Raw genomic sequence first — 13,744 nt, 5'->3', positions numbered from 1 at the left:
CGGGGCCCGCCGCCCCGCCCGGAAGGGCTCTCAGCGCCGCCGCAGCTGGCTGACGTCGCGCACCGCGCCGCGCGCCGCGCTGGTGGTCAGCGCGCCATAGGCCTGCAGCGCCATCGACACCTTGCGCTGGCGGTCCGGCTGCCAGGCCGCCTCGCCCTTCGCCTCCATGGCGGCGCGGCGCGCGGCGAGCTCTTCGTCGGAGAGGTCGACGCGCAGCACGCGGTTCGGGATGTCGATGACGATGGTATCGCCGCTCTCGACCAGGCCGATGGCGCCGCCTTCCGCCGCCTCGGGCGAGATATGGCCGATGGAGAGGCCGGAACTGCCGCCGGAGAAGCGGCCGTCGGTGATGAGCGCGCAGGAGGAGGCGAGGCCCTTCGACTTCAGGTAGCTCGTCGGGTAGAGCATCTCCTGCATGCCGGGCCCGCCCTTCGGCCCCTCGTAGCGGATCAGCACCACGTCGCCCCGCTTCACCCTGTTGCCGAGGATGGCCGAGACCGCCGCCTCCTGGCTCTCGAAGATCACCGCGGGGCCGGAGAAGGTCAGCAGCTTCGCGTCCACCCCGGCGGTCTTCACGATGGCGCCGTCCAGCGCGATGTTGCCGTAGAGCACGGCCAGCCCGCCGTCGCGGCTGAAGGCGTGCCCGATGTCGCGCACCACGCCGCCGGCGCGGTCGGCGTCGAGCGTCCGGTAGCGCTCGGCCTGGCTGAAGGCCTCGGTGGTGCGGACGCCGCCGGGCGCGGCGCCATAGAGGGTGGTGGCGTCATCGCCCTGCTGCCGGCCGGGGGCCTTGATGTCCCACTTCTCCAGCGCGGCGGCGAGGCTCGGCGCGTGCACCATCGGCAGTTCGCGGTGCAGCAGCCCGGCGCGGTCCAGCTCGCCCAGGATGCCCATGATGCCGCCGGCGCGGTGCACGTCCTCCATGTAGACATCGGCGATGTTGGGCGCGACCTTGCAGAGGTTCGGCACGCGGCGCGACAGCCGGTCGATGTCGGCCATGCGGAAGGGGATGCCGCCCTCCTCCGCCGCCGCCAGCAGGTGCAGCACCGTGTTGGTCGAGCCGCCCATGGCGATGTCGAGCGACATGGCGTTCTCGAAGGCCTCGAAGGTGGCGATGCCGCGCGGCAGGGCGGTGGCGTCCTCCTGCTCGTACCAGCGGCGCGCCAGGTCGACGATCAGCCAGCCGGCCTCGACGAAGAGCTTGCGGCGGTCGGCATGGGTCGCGACGATGCTGCCGTTGCCGGGCAGGGCGAGGCCCAGCGCCTCGGTCAGGCAGTTCATCGAATTGGCGGTGAACATGCCGGAGCAGGAGCCGCAGGTCGGGCAGGCCGAGCGCTCCAGCCGCTCCGCCTCGGCGTCGCTGACATTCGGGTTGGCGGCGGAGACCATGGCGGTGATCAGGTCGGATCGCTGGGTGGCGCCGCCGCTCGGCCGCCCCGCCTCCATCGGCCCGCCCGAGACGAAGACGGTCGGGATGTTCAGCCGCATCGCCGCCATCAGCATGCCGGGCGTGATCTTGTCGCAGTTGCTGATGCAGACCAGCGCGTCGGCGCAATGGGCGTTGACCATGTACTCGACCGCGTCGGCGATCAGCTCGCGCGAGGGGAGGCTGTAGAGCATCCCGTCATGGCCCATGGCGATGCCGTCATCGACGGCGATGGTGTTGAACTCCTTGGCCACGCCGCCCGCCGCCTCGACCTCGCGCGCGACCAGCTGGCCGAGGTCCTTCAGGTGCACATGGCCGGGCACGAACTGGGTGAAGGAATTCGCGATGGCGATGATCGGCTTGCCGAAATCGCCGTCCTTCATGCCGGTGGCGCGCCAGAGGCTGCGCGCGCCGGCCATGTTGCGGCCATGGGTGGTGGTGCGGGAGCGGTAAGCGGGCATCGGCAGGGTCCTGGACGGCGTTCTTGTCCCCATCGGGGCGCGGGGGGGTGTTGGAGGTATCGCAGCCGGCCGGGCGAGTCCATCGGCGGCGGCGCCGAGGCCTGGAGGGGGCGGGTCAGCGGTCCCGGCCCATCCAGGCCTCGGCCGCGCGGTCGGCGCCGGAGGGCAGGGGCGCGGCGGGATCGGCCATCCAGGCCAGCACATCGGCGGCGACGGCATCCCGCCCCTTGTCGCGCAGCAGCATGTGGTAGCCGGTGGCGTAATAGCCCGCGCGGTGCCTGGCGGCGCCCTCGGGGGCGCCCTCCGGGGCGGGCGGCAGGGCGCGCAGCAGCCCGCGCACCGGGCCGGGGGAGATGATGCGGTCCCTGGCGCCGTAGAGCACCAGCAGCGGGGCCCCGAGCCGCGGGGCCGCCGCCTTGGCCGCGTCCATCAGCCCGATCAGGCCATAGAGCGTGTCCACCCGCACCTCCTTGTAGGTCAGCGGGTCGCGGCTCCAGCCCCGCATCGCCTCCTCGTTGTCGGTGGGCGCGAAGCCGGGGGCCGCGTTGCGGAACTCGAGCAGCGGCACGGTGTGCGCCGCCAGCTCGAGCACCTGCCGGGTCAGCCAGGACATGTCGGCGCGCCCTTCCAGGGCCGGGGCGACGAGGATCAGCCCATCGACCGGCAGGGGTTCCGCGCCGCTCGCCGCCAGCATCGCCACGGCGCCGCCCATGCTCTCGCCGAGCAGGAAGAAGGGCAGGCCGGGATGGCGCTGCCGCAGCAGCCGCGCCGCCGCCGCCGCATCGGCGGCCAGGGCTTCGGCGCCGGCCCAGACGCCGCGATGCGGGGCGGCGCCGAAGCCGCGCTGGTCATAGGCATAGACGATGAGGCCGGCGGCCAGGAAGGGCTCGGCGGCGCGCCGGAAGGCGTTGCCGGCGGTGTCGCCGAAGCCGTGCAGGCCGAGCAGCACGGCGCGCGGCGGTCCCTCCGGCCGCCAGACATGCAGCGGCAGGCGGGCGCCGTCGGGCATGACCAGCGCCTCCTCCCGCAGGGCCGGCGCCGCCAGGGGCGGGCCGGCCGGAATCGTGCGCGGCGCGCAGGCGGCGAGGCCGGACAGCACGGCCAGGAGCAGGGGGAGGACCCAGGGGAGGACCCAGGGGAGGACCAGACGGATCATCGGTGCGGCGCAGCATGGCCCGCGCGCCGCGTCAGGGCCAGCGAAAGGCGGCCTCCTCAGCCGCAGCGATGATAGGCCCTGTACCAGTCCACGAAGCGCGCCAGCCCCTCCTCGATGGGCGTGCGCGGCGTGAAGCCCACCGCCTCGCGCAGGGCCGTGACGTCGGCATAGGTCCGCTCGACGTCGCCCGGCTGCATTGGCAGCAGGCGGCAGCGGACCTTGCGGCCCGTCAGCTGCGCCAGCACCTCCACCATGTGACGCAGCGGCACCGGCGTGTGGTTGCCGATGTTGAACAGCCGGTGCGGCACGCCGGGGTCGATCCGCCCGGGCTCCTCGTCCGACGCCGCGGTGTCGGCGGGCGGGCGGGCCACCAGTCGCTGGATCGCCTCCACCACCTCGTCGACATAGGTGAAGTCGCGGGCCATGTCGCCCTGGTTGTAGATGTCGATCGGCTGGCCCGCGTAGATGGCGTCGGTGAACTTGTAATAGGCCATGTCGGGGCGGCCCCAGGGTCCGTAGACGGTGAAGAAGCGCAGTCCCGAGGCGGGGATGCGGTAGAGGTGGCTGTAGCTCTGGGCCATCAGCTCATTGGCGCGCTTGGTCGCGGCATAGAGCGAGACCGGGCGGTTCACCGGATCGGATTCGGCGAAGGGCAGCTTGGTGTTGGCGCCGTAGACCGAGGAGGAGGAGGCATAGACCAGGTGCTGCACCGGATGGGCGCGGCAGGCCTCCAGCACCGAGAGGAAGCCGTCGATGTTGGAGGAGGTGTAGGCCGCCGGGTTCTCCAGCGAGTAGCGCACCCCGGCCTGGGCGGCGAGATGCACCACCGCCTCCGGCCGGAAGGCGGCGAAGGCGGCGCGGGTCGCGGCCGCATGCGACAGGTCCAGGCGCTGGAAGGCGAAATGCGGCTGGTCGTGCAGCGTCTCGAGGCGGGCCTGCTTCAGGCGGACGTCGTAGTAGGAGGTGAGGCTGTCGAGGCCAAGAACGGCGCAGCCGCTGCGCAGCAGCTGGTGGGCGACGGCATGGCCGATGAAGCCGGCCGCGCCGGTCACGAGAATGCGCTTCATCCCGGCGCGTCGTTTTTCTTGGCTCGAAACATTCGCCTTCCCTGACATGACGGGTGGCGCCGCGGCAAGGGGCAGCGTTCCATCGCCGGATCGTCACATAGCGTCTTCCGCGGTTCCGGCAACCGGGCAGGGCGGGAAAGCCGCCCTTCTCCCCGGGTTTCCGCTCAGCCGCTCCAGCCCCGCAGCGCCGCCGCCAGGGCGATGTACCGGCCGGCCTTGCCGATGCTGACCAGGAGGAGGAACCAGGCCAGCGGGACCCGCAGCACCCCGGCGACGAAGGTGAGCGGGTCGCCGACCACCGGCAGCCAGCTCAGCAGCAGCGACCAGTGGCCGAGGCGGCCATACCAGCGCTCCGCCCGGGCCAGCGCCGCCGGTTTCACGGGAAACCAGCGGCGGTCGCGGAACCGCGCGGCCCAGCGGCCGAGCAGCCAGTTGACCACCGATCCGCCGATATTGCCCGCGCTGGCGACCAGGAGCAGCAGCGGCACCGCGTGCTCGCCCGAGAGCAGCAGGCCGGCCAGCACCGCCTCGGACTGCGCCGGCAGCAGGGTGGCGGCCAGGAAGGCGGCGGCGAAGAGGCCGCCATAGGCCAGGAGAGGCTCCAGGGCGGCCCCCTGCGGCCTCAGTGCCCCTCGCCCGAGAGCCGGTCCATCCAGGCCAGCAGCACGCCGGTCAGGCAGAAGCCGAGATGCACGGCCAGTTGCAGCAGGACGTCCTGCATCGGCTGGTTGTGGATGTCGAGGAAGGTCTTGAGCAGATGGATGCCGGAGATGGCGACGATGGAGGCGATCAGCTTCAGCTTGAGCGCCGAGAAGTCGACATGGCCGAGCCATTGCGGCCGGTCCTCGTGCTCCGCCACCTCCAGCCGCGAGACGAAGTTCTCATAGCCCGCCATGACGACGATGACGAGCAGGTTGGCGGCCAGCGTCAGGTCGATCAGGGTGAGCACCAGCATCACCAGGTCGTCGGTCTTCATGCCGCCGATGGCGGTGAGGCCGGTCCAGAACTCGACGGCGAAGCGGGCCGCGATCAGCACCAGCACCGCCATCAGCGCCAGGTAGACCGGCGCCATGATCCAGCGCATGCCGAAGAGGGCGGCCTCGATCCGCCGCTCCACCGCCCTGCCCAGCGACATCCTTCTGTCCAGAGACATCCCGCGCCAAACTCCTTCCCGACAGGGCCCGGCCACTCCGGGCCCACCGGCTTCTGCCCTGACCGCGCCGTCTCGCGCAATCGCCGTCGTGCCGGGCCCGGCTGCGGCTCAGCCGTAGGTGGCCAGGAGGTCGTCGATCTGCGCGGCGGTCAGCGCGCGGGGGGCGTGGCCGTGCAGCAGCAGCGCCAGCCGGGCGGATTCCTCCAGCTCCTCGGCGGCGTAGACGGCATCGGTCAGGGTCGCGCCGGAGACGACGGGGCCGTGATTGGCCAGCAGCATGGCGCGGGCGCCCCTGGCGGCCTCGTGGATGTCCCGCTCCATCGCCGCGTCGCCCGGGCGGTAGTAGCGGATCACCGGCAGGCTGCGGCCGACGCGCATGACGAAATAGGGCGTGAGCGGCGGGATCGGCATGGCATCGCCGGGCCCGGCCAGGCAGCCGATGGCGGTGGCGTGGGTGGAATGCAGGTGCACCACCGCCCCCGCCTCGGGCCGCGCCGTCAGCACCGCGCGATGCATGAAGACCTCCTTCGACGGCCTGTCGCCGCCGACATGGTTCCAGGCGAGGTCCAGCTTGCTGATGCGCCCGGCGCTGAGGCGGCCGAGCGAGGAATTGGTCGGCGTCATCAGGTAGCCGTCCGGCAGGCGGACGCTGATATTGCCGGCGCTGCCGACGGAATAGCCGCGCGCGAAGAGGCTGGCGCCGAGTTCGACGAGCAGGTCGCGCAGTTCGGGCTCGGTCATGGGCGTTGTCCTTGCAGGGAGGAGGGCGGCGGAGCGGCGCCGGCGGGGACGAGCCGCCGGCGCCGTGTCATGGTCAGCGGTTGACCATCTTCGCCGGCACCATCAGGACCAGGATGGCGCCGAGCACCAGGAAGCCCGCCAGCACGTACATGCCGATCTCGGAGGACTGCGTCATGTCGCGCAGCACGCCGATCATGTAGGGGCTGGCGAAGCCCGCCAGGTTGGCCACCGAGTTGATGATGGCGATGCCGGAGGCGGCGGCGGCGCCGGTCAAGAAGGCGGTGGGCAGCGACCAGAAGAGGGGGGCGCAGGCCAGCACGCCGGCGGCGGCCATCGAGAGGAAGATGATGGCGACGGTGGTGTTGGTGGCCGTGGCGGCGACGATGAAGCCCACCGTGCCCAGCATGGCCGGCGCCACCAGGTGCCAGCGGCGCTCGCGGTGCCGGTCGGCGCTGCGGCTGAACAGCACCATGGCGACAATGGCGCAGATGAAGGGAACGGCGCTCAGCAGGCCGATGTTGAAGTTGCCGGTGACGCCGGAGGCGCGCACCAGGGTCGGCATCCAGAGCGTCAGCCCGTACTGGCCCATGACGAAGGAGAAGTAGATCAGGCACATCATCCAGACGCGCCAGTCGGAGAAGACCGCGCGGATGGAGTGCGAGCCGGTCTTGCCGCCGGCATCGGCCTCGATGTTGCGGGCCAGCACATCCTTCTCGCCCTGGCTCAGCCACTTGGCGTCCTGCACCCGGTTGTCCAGCATGGCGATGACGACGAGGCCGAGGAGCACGGCGGGGATCGCCTCGATCAGGAACATCCACTGCCAGCCGGCCCAGCCGTGATGGCCGTCGAAATACTGCATGATCCAGCCGGAGAGCGGATTGCCGAAGATGCCGGCCGCCGGGCTGCCGGCCTGGAAGATGGCGAACATCTTGGCGCGGCGGTTCGAGGGGAACCAGTAGGTCAGGTACAGGATGACGCCGGGATAGAAGCCGGCCTCGGCGGCGCCGAGCAGGAAGCGCAGCACGTAGAACTGCCACGGCGTCTGCACGAACATGAACAGCGCCGAGAGGATGCCCCAGGTGATCATGATGCGGGCGATCCAGAGCCGCGCGCCGACCCGGTGCAGCACCACGTTGCTCGGCACCTCGAAGAAGAAGTAGCCCAGGAAGAAGATGCCGGCGCCGAGGCCGAAGACGGTCTCGCTGAAGCCGAGGTCGGCCGACATCTGCAGCTTGGCGAAGCCGACATTGACGCGATCGAGATAGGCGATCACGTAGCAGAGGACCAGCAAGGGCATGATGCGGAAGGCGACCTTGCGGTAGAGCCCATCCTCGGCGGACGACGGCGCGCGGATGGCGCCGTCCGTGGTGACACTCATGGTTCTTCCTCGAATCGGAGGCATGGCGGATGCCGCCGTGCCGAGGGGCGCGGCGGCTGCTGTGCGGGAAGGCCGCGAGGGCGTGGCCTTCCGGATGTCGGAGAGCCCGGCGGGCCGGGCTCCCTCTGGGCTCCCCTTGGCCTCAGCGGACGAATTCGTCCTTGTACTGCCGCACCACGGCGTCGAAGTCGCCATCGCGGGTGAAGCCGAGGGCCAGCGGCCGGCTGACGTCGAAATCGCCCGGCCAGGAGCAGACGATGTCGATGACGCGCTGCTCCGGACGCTGGGTGACGAGCGCGCGCGGCGCGGCGCCGCCGACCCGCTCCAGGCTCGCCAGCATCTCGGCCACGGTGACGCAGATGCCCGGCAGGTTCAGCACCCGCCAGGGCCCGATCGCGGCACCATCGACGGCCAGGGCATGCACCAGGTTGCTCACCACCGTATCGGGCGAGGAGAGCCACATCCGCGTCTCCGGCGGCACCGGGCAGTTCGAGGCGACGCCGTTCAGCGGTTCGCGGATGATGCCGCTGGCGAAGGAGGAGGCAGCGGAGTTGGGTTTGCCCGGCCGCACCACGATGGTCGGCAGGCGGCAGACGCGGCCATCGACGAAGCCCTTGCGGGAATAGTCGTTGACCAGGATCTCGCCGATCGCCTTCTGCGCGCCGTAGGAGGAGGCGGGCATCAGCGCCATGGTCTCCGGCACCACCTCCGGCATGGCGCCGCCGAAGACGGCGAGCGAGCTGGCGAAGACGAAGCGCGGGCGCCGCCCGGTGGCGCGCGCGGCCTCCAGCAGGGCGCGCGTGCCGTCCACGTTGACGCGCAGGCTGAGGTCGAAATCCTCTTCCGACTGCCCGCTCAGCACCGCCGCGAGATGATAGATGCCGACGGTCTCGGCGTCGACCAGCGAGCGGATGAAAGCGGGATCGGCGATGTCGCCGGTGACGGAGCGGACGCGCGCATCCTCGACCGGACAGGGCGCGAGGTCCACGGAGACGATGCTGTCGAAGGCCGGAACGCCGCGCGCCGCGCCATCCGACAGCAGCGCGCGGATGACCCGGCTGCCGAGGAAACCGGCGCCGCCGGTGACGATGATCTTCATGCGGGTGAAACTCCCTGTTGGTCCGGCGCCGGCGCGGCGATGTGCAGCGCGATGCCCCGCTTGCCGATCTCGGCGCGCACGCTCTCCGGCAGGCCGGCATCGGTGACGATCGCGGAGAGCGCCTCCAGCGGCACGGCGTTGAAGGTGCCGACGAGGCCGTACTTGCTGCTGTCGGTGACGAGGATGCTGCGCGTCGCGCTCTGCGCGATGGCGCGCTTCACCGCCACCTTGTTCTCGGACGGCGTGGAGACGCCGCGCAGCCCGAAGGAGGAGGTGGAGATGAAGGCGATGTCGAAGTTGAAGCGGCGGATCGCCTCCGCCGCCGGCTCGCCGACGCAGGACTGGTTCTCCCGCTCCACCTGGCCCCCGGTATGGTACAGGCGGCAGCGCGACTCCCGCGTCAGCAGCGCGCCGATGACGAAATCGTTCGTGACCACGGCGATGTCGTCGCGGGGCGCGATGTGCTGCGCGATCTCCAGAGTCGTCGTGCCGGCATCGAGGTAGACCACCGCGCCCTCGGGCACCATCGCCGCCGCCACCCGCCCGATCGCCGCCTTCTCGGCATGCGCCACGGTGGCCTTGACGGCATGCGAGGGCTCGAAGGAGATCCGCTCCGGCAGGCAGATGCCGCCGGCGACCGACATGACCCGCCCCGCCCGCTCGAGCTGCTGGATATCGCGCCGCACCGTCATGTGCGAGACGCCCAGCAGCCCGGTCAGCTCGGCGATGCTGAGCACCCCGCGGCCGGTGAGCCGCGCGAGGATCAGGTTCTGCCGCTCGGCGGGGATCATGCGGCCCGGCTCAGCCCGCCTTGTAGGGCTGGAACCAGCCGAGGCCCGCGGTGGTCTCGCCGCGCGGATTGTACTCGCAGCCGATCCAGCCGGTGTATCCGGCGCGGTCCAGGACGGCGTAGAGATGCGGATAGTTCAGCTCGCCCTCGTCCGGCTCATGCCGCTCGGGCACGGAGGCGATCTGCACATGCGCGAACCGGCCGGCCATCTTCTCGATGAGCTTGGTCAGGTCGCCGTCCATGATCTGCGCGTGGTAGAGGTCGAGCTGCACGGCGACATTCGGCCGCGCCACGCGCTCGACGAGCTTCACCGCCTCCATCTGGTGCGCGATGAAGTAGCCGGGCATGTTGCGGCTGTTGATCGGCTCGACCAGCAGGGTGATGCCCTCGGGCGCCAGCGCATCGGCGGCATAGCGGAAGTTCTCGACGAAGGTGGCCTCGCAGGCGGCGCGGTCCAGCCCCTCGGTGAGGCCGGACATGGCGTGCAGCGTCCTGCAGCCGAGCGCCTTCGCATAGCGCAGCGCCGTCGCGACATTGTCGCGGAACTCCTGCTCGCGCCCCGGAATGGCGGCCATGCCGCGCTCGCCCGCCGCCCAGTCGCCCGGCGGCATGTTGAACAGCGCCTGGGTCAGCCCCGCCTCCCGCAGCTTCGCCGCGACGACCTCGGGCGGATGCTCGTAGGGGAAGAGGAACTCGACTGCCTGGAAGCCGGCCTTCGCGGCGGCGGCGAAGCGGTCGAGGAACGGGACCTCGGTGAACATCATCGAGAGATTGGCGGCGAAGCGCGGCATGTCGGTGTCCTCCTGTTGTCAGCCGGCCGGGTTCTGCGCGTCGAAGAAGAAGCGCTCCTGGCCGAAATTGCCCGACTTCAGGGCCAGCGAGAGCGGCTTCTCCACGGCGCGCACCCAGGGCACGCCGGGGGCGATCTGCGGCCCAATGTGGAAGCCCCGGATGCCGAGCGACTGCGTCACCGTCCCCGAGGTCTCGCCGCCGGCGACGATGAAGCGGTCGAAGCCCGCCGCCTCGAGCCGCCGCGCCAGGCCGCCGAAGACGCGCTCGACGGCGGCGCTCGCCGCCTCGCCACCCAGGCGTTGCTGGATCTCGCGCAGCTGCTCCGGCCCGACCGTGGCATAGACCAGCGGCGCCGGCCCATCCGGCGTCTGCGCCAGCACCCAGTCCGCCAGTTCGGCGGCATAGCCCTCGGCATCGGCCAGGGCGCGCTCCGCCTCGACGAAGACGGCGGGCGCCGCGTCGCGATAGGCGGCGACCTGGGCATTGGTCATCTGCGAACACGAGCCGGAGAGCACGATGGCGCGCGCCCCGCGCGGCCGGCCGGCCTCAGCGGCGGTGGCCGCCGCGCCGGTGTCGCTCCAGGCGCGCGCCATGCCATCGGCCAGGCCCGAGCCACCGGTGACGAGCCTCATGCCCGCCACGGCCTCGCCCATGACGACGAGATGCGCGTCGTTCAGCGCGTCCAGCACGGCGTAGCGGAAGCCGTCCCGCCGCAGCGTCTCCAGCGCCGCGCGCATCGCCCCGGGGCCCTGGTCGAGCACGGTGTGCGGGACGTTGCCGGTCCGGCCGCGCGCCTGCGCGTCCATCAGCCGCATCAGGTTGCTGTCGGTCATCGGCGTCACCGGGTGGTGGCGCATGCCGGATTCCGCCAGCGGGATGCCGTTCACGAAGAGATAGCCGTGGTAGATGGTGCGGCCGTTCACGGGCAGCACCGGGCAGATCACGGTGAAGTCCTCGCCCAGGGCATCCAGCAGCGCATCCGTCACCGGGCCGATATTGCCGCGCGGCGTGCTGTCGAAGGTGGAGCAGTACTTGAAGAAGAACTGCGGGCAATCGCGCGCCTGCAGCCAGCGCAGCGCGTCGAGGCTCTGCGCCACCGCCTCGGCCACCGGGCAGGAGCGGGTCTTGAGGCTGATGACGACGGCGTCCGCCTCCACCTGGAGGTCGGCCGCCGGCACGTCGTTGAGCTGCACGGTGCGCAGGCCGTTGGCGACCAGGAAGCCGGCGATGTCGGTGGCGCCGGTGAAGTCGTCCGCGATGACGCCGAGGCGCATGGTCATTCCCCCTTCCTGCCGGGCAGGGCGATGCCGGCGAAGGTCTTGATCACCGCCGCGTCGTCCTCCTTGCCGAAGCCCGCGTTCGAGGCGTTGGCGAACATGGTGTAGGCGGTGCTGGCCAGCGGCAGCGGGAAGTTCAGCGACAGCGCCGTCTCGGTCACCAGCCGGAGATCCTTGACGAAGATGTCGACCGCCGATTTCGGCGTGTAATCGCCATCCACCACATGCTTCATGCGGTTCTCGAACATCCAGCTGTTGCCGGCGGCGTTGGTGACCACCTCGTACATGGTGCTGAGCGGGATGCCGGCGCGGGCGGCCAGCGCCATGGCCTCCGCCCCGGCGGCGATATGCACGCCGGCGAGGAGCTGATGCACGATCTTGACCGTGGCGCCGAGGCCGATCTCCTCGCCGATCTCGTAGACCTTGCCCGCCACCGCATCGAGCACCGGGCGCAGCCGGTCGAACGCGGCGCGGGAGCCCGAGGCCATGACCGTCATCTCGCCGGCGGCGGCCCTGGCGGCGCCGCCCGAGACGGGCGCGTCGAGCGGCAGCAGGCCGCGCGCCTCGAGCCCGGCGGCGATCTCCTTCGCGTCGGCGGCGGAGATGGTGGCCGAGACCATGACGCCGGTGCCGGGGCGGAGCCGCGCGGCCAGGCCGTCCTCGCCGAAGAGCACGGCCTTGCACTGGGCGGCGTTGACCACCAGCAGGAGCACGGCGTCAAGCTCCTCCGCGAAGGCCAGGGCGTTCTCACCGGCCCCCGCCGCGCCGCCCTCGGTCAGGGCCGCACGGGCCGCGGGATTGAGATCGGCGCCATAGGTGCGAAGGCCGGCGCGCAGGCAGGATTGCGCGGCCCCCATGCCCATCGAGCCGAGCCCGACGACGCAGACCGTGTAGCTGTTGGCGATCATCCCGGCCTCTCTGTGAAATTATGATGGCATCCGTGATCGGCGCCCTTCTAGGCTCTGGGCGCGCGACAAGGAAGATCAAAAAATCACACGATTTCCAGAGATTTCACGAGAAGTCGCGTTTTGGCGTATGCCGGGCATGAAAAACCCCGGGAAGGCGTGCTTCCCGGGGCGGACGGGCCAGGCGCAAGGTCCTGGCGGTGGCCGGCAGCATTTGTTTTTGCCAGCGTCTTCACCCGATCAGGCAATTCCACCTGATCGGGATCTGCTCTAGCGGCGCGAGCGCCCGTCGCGGTAGCCGTCGCGGTAGGAGCGCTGCTGCGACTGGTCGTACAGGTAGCCGGCACCGGCACCGGCACCGGCACCGAGCAGCGCGCCCCAGCCGGCATTGCCGCTGAAGGAGCCGATGACGCCGCCCAGCGCGGCGCCGCCGGCCGTGCCGCCGACGACGTTGCGGGTGGACGGGTTCATGTCGGCGCAGGCGCCGAGCGAGAGGATGGCGGCCAGTGGCAGGGCGAGGCGCAGGGGTCGGATCATGATGGCGTTCCTCCTCGTCTCAGCGGGCCGCGCCGCGCGCCGGGCGCGCCGGTGTCGGGCAGGGATAGGTGGCCTGGGCCCAGCGGAACAGGCCGTCCAGCGCCGGCTCCGCGGCGTGCTGCGGGTTCTGCCGCGCCCAGGCGGCGAAGCCGAGACCGGTCTGCGCCACGGTCGGCGCCGGGTCCGGCAGGCAGAAGAGGGGCGGGCGCCGACCGCCGGCCGGATGAAGCGCCGTATGGTACTGGCCGGCCGCGGTCACATAGCCCTGGCAGTAGGCGATGGCTTCCAGCCGCAGCGGGCTGTTCGCCGGGGGGTCGCAGATGGCGGCGAGGTCGGCGACGGTGCGGACCTCGGTGACGGCGGAGGGGGTGGCGGTCTGGGCGATGGCCGGCACCGCCAGCGCCGAGGCGCCGATCAGGGCCATGGCCGTGAGCATAGTCCGCATATCGTGTCATCCTTGCGGTTGCGACGAACGTCCGGCCCCAGCCGCGCCCTTCCCGCTTCCACGGGGGCGGGGGCGGCCGGGCTTTCCATCACTGTCCGGCTGACGGTGGCGAAATTGGGGCGGAGCGCCACCGCGGGTCACAGTGGGCGGGAGTCATTCCGACTTGCGCTTGCGCGCCTTCTTCGGCGCCGCCTTCGCGCCGGACTTCTTGTCGGGAAGCTCCTCGAGCGTGGCGGAGCGCGCGGGGAGGGGTTCGTCTTCCGGGGCCTTCGGCTTGTCCTCGCGCTCGCCCGGCATGGTCACGGAAGGCGGGTCGCTGGCCGGGAAGGTGTCCGCCAGTTGCTGGTCCAGCTCGTCCGAGAGGGCCCGCGCCTGGCCCGTGACCTCGGTGCTGGCCTGATACCAGAAGGAGTCGGCCTGGCCCTCGGGACGTCCGGCTGCCTCCCAAAGCTCATAGGCCCGTTGTCGGATGCGGGCTTCCTGATCCTCGCCGCTCATGCGACTCTCCTTTATGGAT

The 13,744-nt window shown here is 71.3% G+C and carries 15 protein-coding genes; all 15 read right to left on the bottom strand.

What is annotated here, in order from left to right; all coding sequences use genetic code 11:
• Nucleotides 1-30: 30 nt before the first annotated feature.
• Complete coding sequence (gene ilvD / locus ACF3NH_RS06105) at nt 31-1,887, bottom strand: dihydroxy-acid dehydratase (RefSeq protein ID WP_422922234.1); 1,857 nt, start codon at nt 1,885-1,887, stop codon at nt 31-33.
• A gap of 115 nt (nt 1,888-2,002) precedes the next feature.
• A complete protein-coding gene (locus ACF3NH_RS06100; protein ID WP_422922233.1) occupies nt 2,003-3,043 on the bottom strand; it encodes an alpha/beta fold hydrolase in 1,041 nt (346 codons plus the stop codon).
• Between the two features lie 56 nt (nt 3,044-3,099).
• On the bottom strand, nt 3,100-4,110 hold the full coding sequence (locus ACF3NH_RS06095; RefSeq protein WP_232477216.1) for an NAD-dependent epimerase/dehydratase family protein: 1,011 nt from the start codon (nt 4,108-4,110) through the stop codon (nt 3,100-3,102).
• A gap of 164 nt (nt 4,111-4,274) precedes the next feature.
• Nucleotides 4,275-4,634: a YqaA family protein gene (locus ACF3NH_RS06090; RefSeq protein WP_422922232.1), complete on the bottom strand. Its 360-nt coding sequence runs from the start codon at nt 4,632-4,634 to the stop codon at nt 4,275-4,277.
• A gap of 98 nt (nt 4,635-4,732) precedes the next feature.
• Nucleotides 4,733-5,263 carry a TIGR00645 family protein gene (locus ACF3NH_RS06085; protein WP_232477217.1) on the bottom strand — a complete coding sequence of 177 codons (531 nt, stop codon included), beginning with the start codon at nt 5,261-5,263 and terminating at the stop codon, nt 4,733-4,735.
• A gap of 108 nt (nt 5,264-5,371) precedes the next feature.
• Entirely contained in the window at nt 5,372-6,004 is a 633-nt protein-coding gene (gene otnC / locus ACF3NH_RS06080; RefSeq protein ID WP_422922231.1) for a 3-oxo-tetronate 4-phosphate decarboxylase, read from the bottom strand.
• A 73-nt stretch (nt 6,005-6,077) separates the two neighbouring features.
• The gene (locus tag ACF3NH_RS06075; RefSeq protein ID WP_422922230.1) at nt 6,078-7,382 is read right to left on the bottom strand and encodes an MFS transporter; all 1,305 of its coding nucleotides are present in this window, start codon (nt 7,380-7,382) and stop codon (nt 6,078-6,080) included.
• A gap of 142 nt (nt 7,383-7,524) precedes the next feature.
• Nucleotides 7,525-8,481 carry a D-erythronate dehydrogenase gene (gene denD, locus ACF3NH_RS06070; protein WP_198367191.1) on the bottom strand — a complete coding sequence of 319 codons (957 nt, stop codon included), beginning with the start codon at nt 8,479-8,481 and terminating at the stop codon, nt 7,525-7,527.
• A complete protein-coding gene (locus ACF3NH_RS06065; RefSeq protein WP_198367192.1) occupies nt 8,478-9,272 on the bottom strand; it encodes a DeoR/GlpR family DNA-binding transcription regulator in 795 nt (264 codons plus the stop codon). The genes denD and ACF3NH_RS06065 overlap by 4 nt, the downstream gene beginning before the upstream one ends.
• Nucleotides 9,273-9,282: 10 nt before the next feature.
• The gene (gene otnI, locus ACF3NH_RS06060) at nt 9,283-10,062 is read right to left on the bottom strand and encodes a 2-oxo-tetronate isomerase (RefSeq protein ID WP_198367193.1); all 780 of its coding nucleotides are present in this window, start codon (nt 10,060-10,062) and stop codon (nt 9,283-9,285) included.
• 18 nt (nt 10,063-10,080) lie between these two features.
• Nucleotides 10,081-11,343: a 3-oxo-tetronate kinase gene (otnK, locus tag ACF3NH_RS06055; RefSeq protein WP_459077142.1), complete on the bottom strand. Its 1,263-nt coding sequence runs from the start codon at nt 11,341-11,343 to the stop codon at nt 10,081-10,083.
• On the bottom strand, nt 11,340-12,248 hold the full coding sequence (ltnD, locus tag ACF3NH_RS06050; RefSeq protein WP_422922229.1) for an L-threonate dehydrogenase: 909 nt from the start codon (nt 12,246-12,248) through the stop codon (nt 11,340-11,342). Before ltnD ends, otnK begins: the two co-directional genes overlap by 4 nt.
• A gap of 267 nt (nt 12,249-12,515) precedes the next feature.
• Nucleotides 12,516-12,782: a glycine zipper domain-containing protein gene (locus ACF3NH_RS06045; RefSeq protein ID WP_198367195.1), complete on the bottom strand. Its 267-nt coding sequence runs from the start codon at nt 12,780-12,782 to the stop codon at nt 12,516-12,518.
• A 19-nt stretch (nt 12,783-12,801) separates the two neighbouring features.
• Complete coding sequence (locus ACF3NH_RS06040; RefSeq protein ID WP_198367196.1) at nt 12,802-13,227, bottom strand: Rap1a/Tai family immunity protein; 426 nt, start codon at nt 13,225-13,227, stop codon at nt 12,802-12,804.
• A 153-nt stretch (nt 13,228-13,380) separates the two neighbouring features.
• Nucleotides 13,381-13,725, bottom strand: a complete 345-nt coding sequence (locus ACF3NH_RS06035; protein ID WP_198367197.1) for a DUF2934 domain-containing protein — start codon at nt 13,723-13,725, stop codon at nt 13,381-13,383.
• Nucleotides 13,726-13,744: the final 19 nt, after the last annotated feature.

It is taken from the genome of Pseudoroseomonas sp. WGS1072, assembly GCF_049340465.1.
Taxonomy (GTDB): Bacteria; Pseudomonadota; Alphaproteobacteria; order Acetobacterales; family Acetobacteraceae; genus Pseudoroseomonas.
This window is presented reverse-complemented; position numbering and strand designations above follow the sequence as displayed.